Origin of the sequence: Scytonema hofmannii PCC 7110 (assembly GCF_000346485.2) — a bacterium.
GTDB lineage: Bacteria > Cyanobacteriota > Cyanobacteriia > Cyanobacteriales > Nostocaceae > Scytonema > Scytonema hofmannii.
On the sequence record NZ_KQ976354.1, the window covers coordinates 6,120,195 to 6,136,099 of the forward strand.

The window sequence follows — 15,905 nt, forward strand, 5'->3', positions numbered from 1 at the left end:
AATTATTCTAGCGATCGGGTAGATGCACGCTCACCCGTTTATACTTTCCTAAAAACGAGTTTAAATGTTTGTAGCGCTTGTGCTTTGCTAACCACTCAGAGCAAACTTCATTGACAAGTTCTATCTCTCCATGAGTCAAATCTTCATCAGGTTTTCCAGAAGCTAAAATTTTAGCCGCAATAGCTGCTTTATCGTATTCAACACCCTGTTTAAATAACTCTGAGTAGTACATTCCCTCCTTATCTTCAACCGTCGTATGAAATTTACCTTGCATCAGTTAAACCATCCAAGAGAAATAAAAACAGTTATTAGTACTAGAATGTGTAAATTTTGAGTGTGATGACAGCTACCTAAAGGAAGATTATGGTTTACACCTTTAGGTAGATGCGTTAGATGAATAATCCCTTTAAACGCGTGATTATCTCAAAAATCCTGTTTTTATCTATGTGATAGTTGACAGTTAAAAAACTGGATTAATATCCCGTAAAGCCTCTTTGGTCTTAGTGAAATAAAGTAAATCTTTTGAGGGTCAAAAGTCTCGGAAAAGCCACAAATTTAGTGATTTTCAACGGGAAGATTATTTGATAGCTCTCTAGGATATAACTCAAGGTTTTTTTTCCTTATAAATTGATGAAAGCCTTGAAATTAAATAATCATTAAGAGATTATAGGAATGGGATAAGAAAAGACATTTATCAAATCCCAAAGAAAAATAACCAACACTTGGAGTCAATTTTACCATGGCTAAGATTACAATTTCTCAACTGCCTAATGCCTCTGTTCAAGAGTTAACAAATGCTGAGATTAATGCAACAAAAGGTGGAATAACATTAGAAGTAGCTCCTAAAATTAATCTGACGAACACTGCTATCGGTGGTCAAGCTAGCACTAGTGATTCTACCAATACTGTGGGCAATAATCTTCTACAAAACTTATTTGGCTTAGTTCTATAAGCGTTTTGAATTCAAGTTCATACGTGAAGCTAAAACCCGTTTCACAGGTTAAAATATTAATCCACTAAGCTTTAGGGAACTATAGATTCAGCCTGGAATAACTTTCGGGCTGAATTTTATTATTAAGCGGAAATTAGAACCCCGGTTTCTTCAAGAAACCGGGGTTCTGATACCTTAATTATCGAGGAGTATGCAAAAAGCATTTTTTAACCACGTTCAGGTCTATGCCAACGCTCGTAGGCATAGACGCGAAGAGCACAAAGAGAAAAGCAGAGGTTATTACTGACTACAGAGAGAATTGTTAGCCGGAGTTGCATCAGGATAGAAAGTACGAACACCGCCTTCCCTTCTCACAAAAATAGCAGTAAAGTTTCTACCATCATCAGTAACGCTCAAATTACAAACCTGGTTTGTGGAACTAGTGTTAGGGTTGTTCTTATAAGCTAAAGATGCGATGGACAGAATTTCTTCAGCATTGAGGGTGTAGGGATATCCCTTGATGGTAGACGTAGCAGTACCACTGCCTACCTTCATGACAACACCCATGGTGTAAACGGTGTTAGGAATTACTTCTTCTCTGAATGTGTTATTGTCCAAACGTCCAGCTAAACCCGCGTTCTGAAGCTCCACATAGCGACCAACAAAGTGCAACCCACCAATAGAACCTCCTTGAACGGGTTCTCCACAGAACACGTGGTCAAAGCCCTCTACATTAAACCAAACATCTGTCAAGTCTTCCAAGAACTGTGTATCGGAAGTACGACCAAATTCCAAAAATCCACCTACATATGCCTTAATGTTTGCTAAGACAGTGGGGTTATTTTGCATTGTGGACTGGAAGCTAGAACGACTGACAACTGTACCCGGTGCGCCACAAAGATTAACGATCGCTGTGTCAAAGCTATTCAACGCAGGAGCGCTCGGAGTGACATCTGCTGGGCTACCATAAGCTAAGCCAGACACGGAGTTGTTAATACTATCAAAGAAAGGTACAGAACCGGATGGTAGGGAGGGAGAACCGGAAGAACCATAATCGGTAATGACGATGTCATCAATGTTAGTTCTGTTTGTAGTTCCATCAGTCTTGCGAACTTCACAGCGAACTGTACCAGAGATATTGGGAGTAAACTCTGCTGTTTGAAGTGTTGTTGAGGTGGTTGCGATCGCAGAACCAATTTGCGTCCAGGAAGAGCCGCTATTGGTTGAACACCAAACTCCCCAAGTCGTATTACCATCAGACCCAAACTTAGCGTGTTTAATGGTGATAGTGCCAGCACCTGTGGTACGGTCAAATTTCATGGTCACTCTACCGCTATTGCGAATGCGAGCAGATTTTGCCCCACTCTTGCGATCGGTTGCCAAATCGCCTAGCAGAGAATCATTCAAGTTCCAAACGCCTGTACTAAGACTGACATCGGCTGCTGCATAACTGCCTTTAGAGCCAGTCTCAAACCCTTCAGAAATTGTAGCGCTATTCGCACTAGACACGGAAAAGGTAAGCAGTAGGACAGTTCCTCCTGCTACATTCAAAAGTAAATTTAATTTGGACATACTGAACTGGGTAAGATGTTTGACGAAACAATTCATTGAAATAGAAGTTGATAATGACACTCAATAGTTGAGCGATTACATTTAACTAATTCATTTCAAAATGAACTCATTAAAATGGCGAATGGAATTCGCGTCTATACAAGCAAAACCCACCTACGTGGGTTTCAAAATACTAGTCCGCATAGGCAGACGAGCGTTTGTATAGTAGCTCATTATGTTGAGGCCAGGACTTTTAAAACATCCTCTTAGACTGCACTCAAAATATTGGTGAACAACCGCTTCTAATTTCTCATTCTTTAATTAAGTTTTGATTAATAAATTATTAATATTTGAAATCAGCTAATTCACCTCCAAATCGCATAACGTGGGCGCAATACTACAAGGGATAGCAAAAATTAGAACCCCGGTAAATAAGTGCGAAACCGGGGTTCTGACACCTCAATGATCGTATTGAACGTAGGCGGGCAAGATGCTCACCCCACAAAACTACATCTCAATGCAATGTGTAAGTTAAATGTCTGACAGCTTATTTATTCAATAAAAAATTACTCCAGTGACACTCAATGGAAAAATATTTTTTGTAGCTCTTGAATAAAAAATACGCACACTTTATGTTTCAAGCAGGTATCAAAACTTTTTTAAGTGACTGGACGTACCACACGAATTAACTTACTCGCTAACGGTTCTTCGACTATAATTGCTTCGTTAATGCGAGTTGCCATTTGAAGCCTATTGGTATCATTTGTGCAAACAATAATACCTGCGTGCTTGGGGTTAGCTTTATGCAATCGAATAAAATCTTGGCGATTGAGAGTAATAACAGTCCTATTCTCCCCAACTGCAAACGCCAACACCTCATTATCTGGTATACCGAAATTTGCGTTACCAGCTTCTTGTACAGTTAAAACATCGTGTCCCATTGTCCGAAGCAGTTCGCTGACTTTCCGTGGAAACTGCTCGTCTGCGTACAAACGTGCCATCAATTAGGCAACCTCATTAGCATGGATAGCTGCTTCGATTTCTTCTGAGTAAGCATCTGCGTAAGCCCAGGCATTAACTAAATCAGCAGCAGTAATGTGAGGATAATCTTGCAAAAGTTGAGCTTCAGTTATGCCAATCTGACGTGCTTCCACCAGTAACCAAACCGCAATACGAGTTCCAGCAATACAAGCTTCACCACCGCAGACACCCAGTGTTTTGGTGATCCCCTTAGCACCAGTGCTGATAATTTTAGTTAGGCTTTGGAGAATTTCTGCTTTTTCAGTTGTAGATAGTGCGAGAATCTGATTTTCTAGTTCTTTAAGAGTCATAAAAAGTTAAGACTAATTGAGGCTTAGTTTGATTATAGTCAATGCGCTCTCTTTTTCTTTTTGGGATAGACGGCTCAAGGATAACTCACCCAATACTGCAAGGGCTGAGAAAATTGTCGAGTGAGACAAGCAGGGGGCGCAGGGGAGGAAAAAAAGGCTTAACCAACAAGTATTAGGATAACTCACCCAGTAAACCTATTTCTTCCAAGGTAGCTTTGTACCCATTTCAGTCAGCGCAGAAAAAACCAGGTAGAGAATAACCGCACTCGCACTAATAAGAAATATAACAACTTCTTTATCCATGTTTATTCATTCCAATAAAATATACTCTGTCTGCGTCCATCTGCGGTTCCTGAACTCTTTGATGTACTTCTGCAAGCAGACTGACCACGATTAGCAAGCCTAGTATAGTACTGATATTGTACCATTTCTATTCCAAAAGTGCATAAGTTGATTTTGCTTACATCTACCAAGAATACAGAAGGAGAGCTAATTGAGGCTTAACTTGGATTCCGCGAATCAACTAAGACTTCATCCACATCATCAAATTTCTGTGAGTGCGTAAGTCCTGGCGGTTACCTAGCAAGTCCTTCCCTAGTTAACTTGATTTGTGCCGACCTATTTAACAATGATTTTGGTCTAGTTAAATTAACATCATCTTTTAAAGCTGACAAAAGGATATTATGAAAGATTTACTCAACAAGCCTGCATCCTTTACTACTTATAGTCAGCAAATTAATAGTGCAATCATCGGTCTGGTGACAAATATAGTCGATCTATACGGAAATCGACTTATACAGATACGCTGCTTTGATTTAGGGAATAATTATGAAATCTGGGGACGCATATGTTTATGTATTGACATACCGCAAATTGGTGATAAAGTATTAGTCACTTTTATCAACGGTCAGATTGAATTTCCTTATGTAATTGGAAAAGTGGAAACACCCCAATTCTCTAAAAGTAAAGTCAGAAATATTATTCGCGATTTATGGCACTTTATTTGGAATCGGAATCGGAGCGGGGCTTGAGAGTTTGACAACCCGAATGCCTTTGCAAATCAAGTCAAAATTAAACGCACTCTCGACTCATGACTAATCGTCCGTTGCCCCAATACCCACCCTTGCCGTTGAATTCAGGATTGTCTTGGCTAAAATTTGGCACACTTTGCCCAAAAAGCAATCGCTTGACTTTTAATACAGTCGCTATAAGAACGGTTATATCAACGGTAAGTTACGAAGATCGCACTAATTCAAATTTTCTAAATCAGCTAAATCTTGCAGTCTTCCTGATGCTTCTTTATTTTTTCTTAGATTTTCTAAGTCAATAAAATTAACAACAATATTATCAATTATAACTTCTAACCTTAAAGGATAACAATTTTCAAAACTCACCCCGTCAATAGTTGTTAATAAATCAATTCTATTAGGAGGATAACCAAGCTGAATAATTTGGTCAGGGGTTAGAAAATCTTCCAGATGTAATCCTAAAGAACTAAACCCAAATTGTTCTAAAGCTTGAAGGAGATTATTCGCGTTTTCTGGACTCATTTCTATCCAAATATCAATATCTTTGGTATAACGAGGATGACCATGTATCGCTACTGCATAACCACCGACAATCAGATAGCGCACATGATTATCGTTGAGAAATTGTATAAACTCTTTGAAGTCTTGATTCAGCACTATTATCTTTCCACTTATGATATTCTTGACGAATTTGTTCTAAGGCTTCTAGTCGGGATTGATAAGATTGAGTTTGCCAATAAGCAAAATCGCTTTTTTGCTGTTTAAGTTTAACTTTATGACAAATTATTTCCATTGTTTTAAACTTAATATAGGTTTCTATTTTTAGTCTAGCATCATCCCTGCTAACCGTCTGATTGCATTATTTTCCCACATTCCGCACCCAGAACTCTCACACTCCAACGAAACTGATAGATATAGTACACAGGAACTATTTACAAGAAGAATTTACTATAGCTAAATAAGAATTCTTACTATTAAGCTGGATAGACAGCTAATTGAAATAATAATTATTCTTATACAGAGGGGAAGAGAGAGATTGTGGCAGATCCGTTCCTCTCCCCTTTTTAGAATTCGATGTTGTATTTTTTCTTGCCAATCCACTTAATTTGAGCTATCGCAAACTGATGCAGTGGGACTAGAAAATGGTGTAGCTTTGGGTGCAGAGGCAACTAACACAATCTTGCGTTTGGTTGCTGAAATTGCTCTGGAAGACGTTCGTTAGGCACATTCACGAAACTATCAAGAATCCATATCTTTGGCACGGATGGTAATGTTGCCAGCGTTGCCTTGGCTTCTACCGGACGTAGTCGTTACACTTATGCAAATGTTTTTTTTAAAATTTGGTAGGGATTTGCGCTCAACATACAAAGTACAAAATTCATGCACCAAAAATTCAGTTTCTTGGAGTTAAGCCCAATGAGATATTAGTCTTTGCACGAGAAAAACACCTAGTTTTTTACTATACTTGGAGAAATTAGATTATGGCATTCATCTACGAATATTGTAGAGATTGTGGGGAGGAAGTAAAAGTACGTGTTGGTCAATTTGTCTTCAACAAAGAACTTCTTTGGCATAAATCTTATGCTTGCCCTCATTGTAAAATTCAGAGTGAAGAAGATGGAATTGGTACTTTGCCCGAGCGCGAGAGGCAAGCAATTTTAGCAATGGAAGGAACTTGGAGTCTGATTGTACGAGAAACTGGCGCTCGCGCAACGGTTGCAACAACAATCCTGCGTGCAGCTATGGATTTAACATTAGCTGAAGCTCTAAAACTTAAAAAAATGATGCCTGGTTCAGTTGTCACTGGAACTAAAGCAGAAACTGATAGACTAAAGCAGCTTTTAGCCTCTAAGGACTTGCAGGTTTCGATAAGCGCAGTCATAGAGCCTTAGCCAAGGAAATTCTGCAAATCTTTGTATATACGGTACAGGAAAAGCGATCGCACATTGAAGAATTTATCGTACTTTTTTACCCTGATAAGTAGTGCAATCTAAAAAAATATAAACTGTTCGTAGTTGCGCTAAGCGCGTTCGCCGTTAGGCACGCTGCAGGCCAGACAGCGCAACTACGAACTAAAAAGTCAACTTAGGCTTATAAACTATTTCAGACTTATAAGTAAGTAAGCACGATAAAAACAATGTATGTTGAGTTTTGTAAAGACCCTAGAACGATGTATTCATAAGCTCTTTGCAGATTTTACATTTCGTTACATAGATGGATTTTTTAACGCCCACTTACTTATATATACCGTAGGCTAAACAAGGGAGACAGGAACCTCTCAAAGTCCCCCTTTTTAATTGCTGTATCAGTGCTCTGGGAAAGTGAGTCCGAGCCGTGCTTCGTTAAACTCCCCTTTCTCAAAGTTGTCTGGTATCAAGTTGACTTTGCGACCTAGAACATCCTCAAAAGAGGTGAGTAAGTCAAAGGAGCGATGGACAAAACCATCCTGGTTGAGCTTGAATAATTTACCTCGGCAAATTTCATCTGCTGATAAGGACTCTGGGCTATTTTCTATCAACGCATCGGGTCTCATGTCATCATCTGAACTCACCATTAAATGTCCGAGGGTGTACATTAGAGTGAAGTTTCGATTTCCACCATAACTAGGGCGAAACAAGTTTCTGACGAGGGACTCAAGCTTCTTATCACGAAGTCTCTGATTTAATTTATAAGTTATAGATAACTGTGCGGTGGGGTGGTTCATAATCCTCTACTATTAAGTATGGGGATGAACTGGTCACTGGTCACTGGTCACTGGTCACTGTTAAAGCATCGAGATTAAATCCTGCTTGAATAAAGGATGAATGGAAGTTGCTGCCAACGATTTGCGGTTGGTAAGCTCTAAAGTGACTTCGTGAATGCCAAAAGTTTGCTGGAGATGCGATCGCAACTTTACGAGTAAGCCATTGCTTTCCTCAAAAGTTGTACAATCCACGGTAATGTGAGCGCAAAGCATAACTTGCTCCCTGCTAATTCTCCAAACACGGAGTTTTTCGACCTCTAATACTTGGGAAAAAGATTTTAAAGAAATTTCTACCTCAACCGGATCGATAGATGGCGGTGCATATTCCAAAAGAATCAAAAGACTTTCTTGAAGGAGCGGTAAAGCACTCAAACCCGTAAAACCTGCAACTAGTAGACTAATAGCTGCATCTGCCCACAACCAATTCCAAAGATGGATCGCCACAGCTGCAAGAATGACACCCAAGGAACTAGCAGTATCTGCCATGACATGAAGCAAAGCCCCTCGAAGATTCAAGTCATTATGAGAGTGAGGATGAAGTAAAGTGATGTTCAGCAAGTTGACGATTAAACCTATCATTGCCACCACCAACATTGGTAAGCCTGAAATCCCTTCAGGGCTGTGAAAGCGATGAATTGCCTCCCAACAGATAAAAATAGCAATGACAAGCAAACTCAAACCATTTGCCAAAGCTGCTAAAATTTCAATTCGGCGATGACCAAAAGTTGCTTGACCACTAGCAGGTTTCTGGGCTAACCAACTAGCAAATAACGATATTCCCAAAGCTGCTACATCAGAGAGTATGTGTTCTGCGTCTGCCTGTAAAGATAAGCTTTTGCTCCACAATCCCACACTCCACTCTGTCACAAAAAATCCTGCAAGCAAACAGACAATGATTGACAAAAGTCTGGTTTTGTGGTTATCTATCGTGACTTTATCTTTGCACGCGCATTCGCACTTCTGAACTGAGAGCATAACTTAAGAACTTGTGTATTAATACATTTCTAACATGGCAATACCCACCTTAGTATTGAATGAAACCACCGATTGGAAGTTCCATACTGGTTCCACTAACCATGTACGGGCGCAAGGCCGCCGCGCCCCTAGCAACCACTAACCACTAACAATGAGGAACAGTGTGAGAGCCTTCTCTGTCCTATCCTGAAGATGGGCAATATCGTTGTGGGTGAGGTTGTGTTTTTTAGCGTTGTTATTCCGACTTACAATCGCAAGCCAATTTTAGAAAAGTGCCTGCGAGCTATGGAAACTCAGAAACTGACAAATGGTAACCTAGAGACAAGATGTGGCACGTGTGTCGATGGTTACGAAATTGTTTTGGTAGATGATGGCTCGACGGATGGCACACTGGAGTGGTTGGAAACACACAAAAGCGAGTTTCCCCACGTGCGAACATTTTCTCAAGATCATAAAGGACCAGCTACAGCTCGAAATTTGGGCGTAGAGAAGGCACTGGGTGATACTATAGTTTTCATTGACAGCGATCTAGTTGTAACAGAGAATTTTCTACAGGCTCATGCCGATGCACTAGCCCAAGGAAAAGAGAAATTGGGATGCGGTAAGCCGGGTACGGCTTGCGCCAAGGGCGATGCTGCAAAGCAGCCGCTTCGCGAACGCATTTTCACCTATGGGTCTGTCATCAATACCTGTAACTTTGATAATCCCACATCAGAACCATACAAAATCACAGATTTTTCTGCAGCTTTTTTTGCCACAGGAAATGTAGCGATCGCAAAACATTGGCTAGAAGAAGCAGGGCTTTTCGACATCAGCTTTCAACTTTATGGATGGGAAGATTTAGAATTAGGTGTTCGCCTAAAGAAACTAGGTTTAAAACTTATTAAATGTCCCGATGCAGTTGGCTTCCACTGGCATCCACCCTTTAATTTAGAGCAAATTCCTCGCTTAATAGACAAAGAAATCCAACGCGGACGCATGGGCGTTTTATTTTATCAAAAGCATCCCACTTGGGAAGTGCGAATGATGATTCAAATGACTTGGATTCATCGCTTGCTCTGGGGAATACTCTCCCTCAATGGATTTCTTAACGAACGGACAATGGCTCCATTTCTACAGTGGTTGATCCAACTAGGCAAACCGCAGTTAGCATTAGAAATCGCCCGAATTTTTTTAAACTGGTATAACGTTAAAGGCGTGTATGAAGCGTATGGACAGGGAGTAGGGAGTAGGGAATAGGGAGTAGGGAATTTTGTACTTTACGTTTCGTATTTTCTCACCACTCACCACTCCCGACTCACCACTCCCCATTTCCCAAAATGTGCTAACCTTGTATGGTTCACTAATCTCGCACATCCAAGAGTTCGGGTGTTTCCTGATATTGGGAAATCCACTTGGATGGAGGTTTAACCCGAATAGGAGTTAAAAAATATGCCAGTTGTTTCATTGGCTCAGATGATGGAGTCAGGGGTTCACTTTGGGCATCAGACCCGCAGGTGGAATCCAAAAATGTCTCCTTATATATATACGTCTCGCAACGGAGTCCATATCATCGACTTGGTGCAAACAGCCCAGTTGATGGAAGACGCATATACTTATATGCGAGGGCAAGCCGAGGCGGGTAAAAAATTCTTGTTTGTTGGAACAAAGCGTCAAGCAGCAGGGATTATTGCCCAAGAAGCAACTCGTTGTGGTGCTCACTACATCAACCAGCGTTGGTTGGGAGGAATGCTCACCAACTGGACGACCATCAAAACTCGCGTAGATCGTTTGAAAGACTTGGAACGCCGAGAAGAAAATGGTGCTCTCGATTTACTGCCAAAGAAAGAAGCAGCAATGCTACGTCGGGAAATGACAAAGCTTCAGAAGTATTTGGGTGGTATTAAAACCATGCGGAAAGTTCCCGATGTGGTAGTGATTGTAGATCAGCGCCGAGAGTACAACGCAGTTCAGGAATGCCAAAAACTAAGTATTCCCATTGTTTCCATGTTAGACACCAACTGCGATCCGGATGTAGTCGATATTCCAATTCCGGCAAATGATGACGCTATCCGGTCAATTAAGTTGATCGTGGGCAAACTAGCAGATGCTATATACGAAGGTCGTCACGGTCAATTGGATGTAGAAGAAGAATTTGAGGATTACGAAGGCGGTGAAGAAGACTTCGACTACGAAGAAAGTGAAACAGATTATTCTGACGCTTTTCCTGAAGACGAAGACGAAGAATAATAGATCTGGAATGCTAATGGCTAATAGCTAATAGCTAATGGCTAATGGTTAATGGAAATTAGCAACTAACAACTAACAACTAGCAACTAACAATTAACCATTAAGTAGGAATTGAGGCAACATGGCGGAAATATCTGCAAAAATTGTCCAAGAGCTACGCCAGAAAACTGGTGCTGGCATGATGGACTGCAAAAAAGCACTGCAACAAACTGACGGTGATATAGAAAAAGCCATTGAGTGGCTGCGGCAAAAAGGGATCGCAAAAGCTGAGAAGGGCGCAGGACGGATTGCGGCAGAAGGTCTAGTGGACAACTATATTCAACCTGGTGGGCAGGTTGGTGTAATTCTAGAAGTTAACTGCCAAACTGATTTTGTTGCCCGTAATGATGCTTTCAAAGCCCTAGTTCAAAACCTGGCAAAACAAGCAGCGACCCTTGAAAGTGTTGAGTCTTTGTTGGCTCAACCTTATATAGAAGATGAAAGCATTAAGGTCGAAGATGTTCTCAAGCAAAGTATTGCCCAGTTAGGTGAAAACATTCAGGTTCGCCGATTTACCAAATTTGCTCTTGCAGAAGACACACAAGGAGTTGTAGACAGTTACATTCACACTGGCGGTCGAGTCGGTGTGTTGGTTGAACTGACAACCCAAACTGAAGCAGGGGCTGGAAATGAGCAACTCCAAACTCTCGCACGCAATGTTGCCATGCAAATAGCAGCTTGCCCCAACGTTGAGTATGTCAACGTAGATGAAATTCCTGCTGATGTTGTTCAAAAGGAAAAAGACATCGAAATGGGGCGGGATGACTTGGGTAACAAGCCACAAAACATCAAGGAAAAGATTGTTCAGGGACGAATTGAAAAACGCCTCAAAGAAATGACTTTGGTGGATCAACCTTACATTCGCGATCAAAGTATCACCGTGGAGGAATTGATCAAGCAAAGCGCAGGACAAGTAGGCGGAAGTGTCCAAGTCCGTCGCTTTACTCGCTACATACTAGGTGAGGGGATTGAGAAGCAGGAAAGCAATTTTGCTGAAGAAGTGGCTGCCCAAATGGGGACTAAGTAAATTAATCAATAGTTAACAGTCAGTCGTTTGGTCAGAGTTATTGACTGTTGACTACTGTTGACAACAGTTCATTGCGTTAATTATTAGGGACTGCAAGATCCCCGACTTCTTAAAGAAGTCGGGGATCTGAGCAAACTTACCGTCCTTAAACAAAACGATCCTATAATAATTAAGTACATTTGTTCCATATACGGTTCAGGTGAACAGTAGAAAAGATATGGCAAGAGCAATTGAACGAATAGAACGGGATATTCAGGCATTAGAAGAGGCGATTCGGGCGATCGCTAAAGAACTTCAAAATGCTTACACCAATTATTTAACGACCTTGGGACAAACTGTACGGCAGCAGTTAAATCAAGCAACTTACCACTTATGTACCCAAGGATATCCTGAAAGTTTCTTGAGTTTGTCCTTAAATCAGCGCCAGCAATTGCAACAATCCGTCCGTAAATTTGGTCAGCAAACAGCAGAACAGTTGCAAGTTTTAATGAAAAGCGAGCAGCAGGAAGCTCTTAAAGATGAGGAGATTAAGGGAGAGCCGGAAGATGAAGACGATGAGCAAGATGAAGACGATGAGCAAGATGAAGACGATGAGCAAGATGAGGACGATGAGCAAGATGGACAAAATGAGGAGATGAGGAGCATGGGAGCAAGTGAGCCAGAAAACCACAAGGGAGAAAATAGCTCATTGTTTGCCTCACCTCCGTTTTCCCCTCCATCCCCTATATCCGCCTTCTTCTCCTTGTCCCCGCGATCGCCAGTACCCTTACCCCCATTTCCAAACTCCTCTAACCCCATAGAAATACTTAAGTGGCAGCATGGTTTGGAAAGAGCAATGCAAGATAAGCTGAAATTGGTTTCACGTGACGCTAATCTTCTGTTACAGAGATCGGGGATACTGCCTAAAAAATTACCAGAACCTATATTAGAAGCAGCCGCAGCTGCAGCTTCAGAAGCTTCTGCTGAAGTTGTTATGCCAGGACCACCTAACTTACTCAGCTTAGTGATTGAAATTGACAACGAGCAGCAGTCAGAAGAACCCAACTTGACGCAGATTATGGCTCTTAACCTGCGACTTGGAGAAATTGAGTTTAATGATGTAACGCTGTCATCCTGTCGCAAACAGATTCGGAGTATCCTCGTTCAACTGAACAAGCTAGGGCAGGAGTATCAAAAGAAACGGCGAGAACGGTCAATTGCTCAAGCAGAAGCAGCTTGGCGTGCTATTTGGTCTGATGAATTTTAGATTTTGGATTTTCGATTTTAGATTGAATCCAAAATCCCAAATCCCAAATCCAAAATCTTAAATCCCATGATTAATGACAAGCCCGATTGGATACGATTACAGAAAGCCCTAGCTATAGAGGCAGAACAGGGTTTCACCGATTTAATGGGTAAGCAATACCGCTTCAGTGAGTTTTTTACCCTAACTTTCGGCAAATTTCCCATGGGCTTACCAACTAATGAACGTCGTCGTTGGCAAGAGTTATCGGCTGAATTTGCTAATTATTCCAATCTGGGCTTGCAAGATAGACAACATTTAATCTCAGAAACTCGCAAGTATCTTTATCAATTACAGCAAACTGTCGAGAAGGAAACAACACCCTCTTCTTCATCCTCATTGACTTCATCACCATCTTCATCCCCCTCATCCGCTCCATCTTCTTCATCACCATCTTCATTCACCTACTCTCGAGTTCTGTCTTCCCAATCCCCAACCCCCAGCGCCCAGTCCCCCAATTCCCAATTTCCAATCCCCAATTCCTCAATCCAAAATCCCAAATCCAGACTCCCAAATCCAGACTCCCCAATCCAAAATCCCCAATCCAAAATCCCCAATCCAAAATCCCCACTCCCAAATACCCAATCCCAAATCCAAAATCCACAATCCAAAATTCTCTCTGAGGTGAGTCGAAGACTGGCTCCCAAAATTGACCAAAAGCTCAGGGAATTACCAGAAATAGGATTCAAAAAAGCTGGAAGTTTAGAGCGTCTTGGCTTAGAGACTGTGCGCGATTTACTTTTTTACTATCCCCGCGACCACATTGATTATAGTCGTCAAGCTCATATCCGCGAGTTGGAGGCGGGAGAAACCGTGACGATAGTCGCAACAGTCAAAAGTTGCAACTGCTTTACTAGCCCTAAAAATCAAAAGTTAACAATCTTAGAATTATCTCTGCGAGATAACACTGGACGCATTAAAATTAATCGCTTTTTCGCCGGTACGCGCTATAGTAGTCGTGCTTGGCAAGAAAGTTTAAAGCGTCGCTATCCACAGGGTAGCATTGTAGCGGCGTGTGGATTGGTGAAAGGAAGTAAGTACGGATTGACACTGGAAGACCCAGAAATAGAAGTTTTAGCACATCCGGGAGATACGATAGAATCACTGAGTATCAATCGAGTTTTGCCAGTTTATACCCTAACAGAGGGTGTGGGTGCAGATCTCGTGCGTCAAGCGGTGACTGCTGTTCTACCTTGTGCTTCTTCTCTCAAAGATCCATTACCAAGCGGGTTGCGAGGTAAGTATGAATTGATGGAATTGAAGGAAGCGGTTGCTAACATTCACTTTCCTTCAGACAGTATTACCCTACAAGCTGCCCGTCGTCGTCTTGTTTTTGACGAATTCTTTTACTTGCAACTCAGTTTACTTCAACGGCAACACTATGCAAGAGCAAGTCAAACCAGTGCTATCCTTGCTCCTAAAGGTCAGTTACTGGAACAATTCTACGAGATATTGCCGTTTAAACTAACTAACGCACAGCAACGAGTTGTTAATGAAATTCTTAACGATCTACAAACATCTGTGCCGATGAATCGTTTAGTCCAAGGGGATGTTGGTTCTGGGAAAACGATTGTTGCTGTGATTGCTATCCTTGCTGCTATTCAATCAGGGTATCAAGCAGCACTAATGGCTCCTACTGAAGTTTTGGCAGAACAGCATTATCGTAAGTTAGTGAGTTGGTTTAATCTTTTGCATTTACCAGTGGAATTACTGACAGGTTCTACAAAAATGGCAAAAAGAAGACAAATTCACGCTCAGCTAGAAACGGGTGAATTGCCTCTGTTAGTAGGAACTCACGCATTGATTCAAGATCCTGTTAATTTTCAACGTTTGGGTTTGGTTGTGATTGATGAACAGCATCGCTTTGGGGTGGAACAACGGGCAAAGTTGCAGCAAAAAGGCGAGCAACCTCATGTCTTAACTATGACAGCAACTCCCATTCCTCGAACACTGGCGCTGACAATACATGGGGATTTGGATGTGAGTCAAATTGATGAGCTACCACCCGGACGGCAAAAAATCCAGACGAGTATACTCACAAGTCAGCAGCGCATGCAAGCTTATGACCTCATCCGTAGAGAGATTGCTAAGGGACAACAAGTTTACGTGGTTTTGCCATTGGTGGAAGAATCAGAAAAATTAGATGTGCGATCGGCAGTGGAAGAGCATCAAAAGTTACAAGAAAGTATTTTTCCTGAGTTTCAGGTGGGGTTACTGCACGGTCGCATGAGTTCGGCTGATAAGGACGAAGCTATCAGTAAATTTCGGACCAATCAAACTCAAATTTTAGTTTCTACCACTGTTGTGGAAGTAGGTGTGGACGTACCAAACGCAACAGTCATGCTCATAGAAAATGCGGAACGATTTGGTTTATCGCAATTGCACCAATTACGAGGGCGTGTTGGACGAGGTGCGGCGCAATCTTACTGTTTGTTGATGAGCAGTTCTAGAAGTCCAGATGCACAGCAACGCCTGCGAGTCTTGGAACAGTCACAAGATGGGTTTTTTATCTCTGAAATGGATATGCGTTTTCGCGGTCCAGGACAAGTTTTAGGAACTCGTCAATCTGGGATACCGGACTTTACTTTGGCAAGTTTGGTAGAGGATGAGGAAGTGTTAGTTTTGGCGCGACAAGCAGCAGAAAAGGTGATAGAGATAGACGCTAGTTTAGAGCGTTGGTATTTGATGAAAGAAGAATTGAAGTATCGATATGAGCGGTTAATGGGTGGAGCAATTTTGACGTGATTGACTCTAGTGTGTACAGTATAT

At 41.6% G+C, this 15,905-nt stretch carries 17 protein-coding genes; 8 read left to right on the forward strand and 9 right to left on the reverse strand.

Annotated features, from left to right (window positions below):
* Positions 1-7: 7 nt before the first annotated feature.
* On the reverse strand, positions 8-274 hold the full coding sequence (locus tag WA1_RS25460) for a hypothetical protein (protein ID WP_026134292.1): 267 nt from the start codon (positions 272-274) through the stop codon (positions 8-10).
* A 465-nt stretch (positions 275-739) separates the two neighbouring features.
* Between WA1_RS25460 and WA1_RS25465 the strand changes: the two genes are divergently transcribed.
* On the forward strand, positions 740-952 hold the full coding sequence (locus tag WA1_RS25465) for a hypothetical protein (RefSeq protein ID WP_017739696.1): 213 nt from the start codon (positions 740-742) through the stop codon (positions 950-952).
* Between the two features lie 279 nt (positions 953-1,231).
* Here WA1_RS25465 and WA1_RS25470 read toward each other — a convergent pair whose 3' ends face one another.
* The 3 genes from WA1_RS25470 to WA1_RS25480 all read right to left on the reverse strand — a co-directional run bounded on the left by WA1_RS25470 (position 1,232) and on the right by WA1_RS25480 (position 3,813).
* A complete protein-coding gene (locus WA1_RS25470; protein WP_017739695.1) occupies positions 1,232-2,503 on the reverse strand; it encodes an EndoU domain-containing protein in 1,272 nt (423 codons plus the stop codon).
* A 638-nt stretch (positions 2,504-3,141) separates the two neighbouring features.
* A complete protein-coding gene (locus WA1_RS25475) occupies positions 3,142-3,483 on the reverse strand; it encodes a DUF5615 family PIN-like protein (RefSeq protein ID WP_017739694.1) in 342 nt (113 codons plus the stop codon).
* A gap of 3 nt (positions 3,484-3,486) precedes the next feature.
* Positions 3,487-3,813 (reverse strand): DUF433 domain-containing protein, encoded by a 327-nt coding sequence (locus WA1_RS25480; RefSeq protein WP_017739693.1) that lies wholly within the window; start codon positions 3,811-3,813, stop codon positions 3,487-3,489.
* 683 nt (positions 3,814-4,496) lie between these two features.
* On the opposite strand from WA1_RS25480, the gene WA1_RS25485 reads away from it, so the two are divergent.
* Positions 4,497-4,844: a hypothetical protein gene (locus WA1_RS25485; RefSeq protein ID WP_017739691.1), complete on the forward strand. Its 348-nt coding sequence runs from the start codon at positions 4,497-4,499 to the stop codon at positions 4,842-4,844.
* A 216-nt stretch (positions 4,845-5,060) separates the two neighbouring features.
* Here the strand turns inward: WA1_RS25485 and WA1_RS25490 are convergent, their stop codons facing one another.
* Positions 5,061-5,498 carry a DUF6036 family nucleotidyltransferase gene (locus tag WA1_RS25490; RefSeq protein WP_026134291.1) on the reverse strand — a complete coding sequence of 146 codons (438 nt, stop codon included), beginning with the start codon at positions 5,496-5,498 and terminating at the stop codon, positions 5,061-5,063.
* Complete coding sequence (locus WA1_RS25495) at positions 5,452-5,634, reverse strand: hypothetical protein (RefSeq protein ID WP_017739689.1); 183 nt, start codon at positions 5,632-5,634, stop codon at positions 5,452-5,454. The genes WA1_RS25490 and WA1_RS25495 overlap by 47 nt, the downstream gene beginning before the upstream one ends.
* Before the next feature lie 688 nt (positions 5,635-6,322).
* Here WA1_RS25495 and WA1_RS25500 point away from each other — a divergent pair.
* Positions 6,323-6,733 carry a hypothetical protein gene (locus tag WA1_RS25500; RefSeq protein ID WP_017739687.1) on the forward strand — a complete coding sequence of 137 codons (411 nt, stop codon included), beginning with the start codon at positions 6,323-6,325 and terminating at the stop codon, positions 6,731-6,733.
* A gap of 413 nt (positions 6,734-7,146) precedes the next feature.
* Here the strand turns inward: WA1_RS25500 and WA1_RS25505 are convergent, their stop codons facing one another.
* Both WA1_RS25505 and WA1_RS25510 read right to left on the reverse strand, forming a co-directional pair.
* Positions 7,147-7,545, reverse strand: a complete 399-nt coding sequence (locus WA1_RS25505) for a hypothetical protein (RefSeq protein WP_272819225.1) — start codon at positions 7,543-7,545, stop codon at positions 7,147-7,149.
* 60 nt (positions 7,546-7,605) lie between these two features.
* Positions 7,606-8,487, reverse strand: a complete 882-nt coding sequence (locus tag WA1_RS25510) for a cation diffusion facilitator family transporter (RefSeq protein WP_272819226.1) — start codon at positions 8,485-8,487, stop codon at positions 7,606-7,608.
* 264 nt (positions 8,488-8,751) lie between these two features.
* Between WA1_RS25510 and WA1_RS25515 the strand changes: the two genes are divergently transcribed.
* Positions 8,752-9,798 (forward strand): glycosyltransferase family 2 protein, encoded by a 1,047-nt coding sequence (locus tag WA1_RS25515; RefSeq protein WP_017739684.1) that lies wholly within the window; start codon positions 8,752-8,754, stop codon positions 9,796-9,798.
* A gap of 103 nt (positions 9,799-9,901) precedes the next feature.
* On the opposite strand, the gene WA1_RS58215 is transcribed toward WA1_RS25515, so the two are convergent.
* Complete coding sequence (locus WA1_RS58215; protein WP_169886877.1) at positions 9,902-10,066, reverse strand: hypothetical protein; 165 nt, start codon at positions 10,064-10,066, stop codon at positions 9,902-9,904.
* On the opposite strand from WA1_RS58215, the gene rpsB reads away from it, so the two are divergent.
* The 4 genes from rpsB to recG all read left to right on the forward strand — a co-directional run bounded on the left by rpsB (position 9,991) and on the right by recG (position 15,881).
* Complete coding sequence (rpsB, locus tag WA1_RS25520) at positions 9,991-10,788, forward strand: 30S ribosomal protein S2 (protein WP_017739683.1); 798 nt, start codon at positions 9,991-9,993, stop codon at positions 10,786-10,788. The two genes, WA1_RS58215 and rpsB, sit on opposite strands and share 76 nt — an antisense overlap.
* Positions 10,789-10,909: 121 nt before the next feature.
* Positions 10,910-11,854: a translation elongation factor Ts gene (gene tsf, locus WA1_RS25525; RefSeq protein WP_017739682.1), complete on the forward strand. Its 945-nt coding sequence runs from the start codon at positions 10,910-10,912 to the stop codon at positions 11,852-11,854.
* Between the two features lie 217 nt (positions 11,855-12,071).
* Positions 12,072-13,100 carry a hypothetical protein gene (locus tag WA1_RS58220; protein ID WP_017739681.1) on the forward strand — a complete coding sequence of 343 codons (1,029 nt, stop codon included), beginning with the start codon at positions 12,072-12,074 and terminating at the stop codon, positions 13,098-13,100.
* Between the two features lie 66 nt (positions 13,101-13,166).
* On the forward strand, positions 13,167-15,881 hold the full coding sequence (recG, locus tag WA1_RS25535) for an ATP-dependent DNA helicase RecG (protein ID WP_017739680.1): 2,715 nt from the start codon (positions 13,167-13,169) through the stop codon (positions 15,879-15,881).
* The last annotated feature ends 24 nt before the right edge of the window (positions 15,882-15,905 follow it).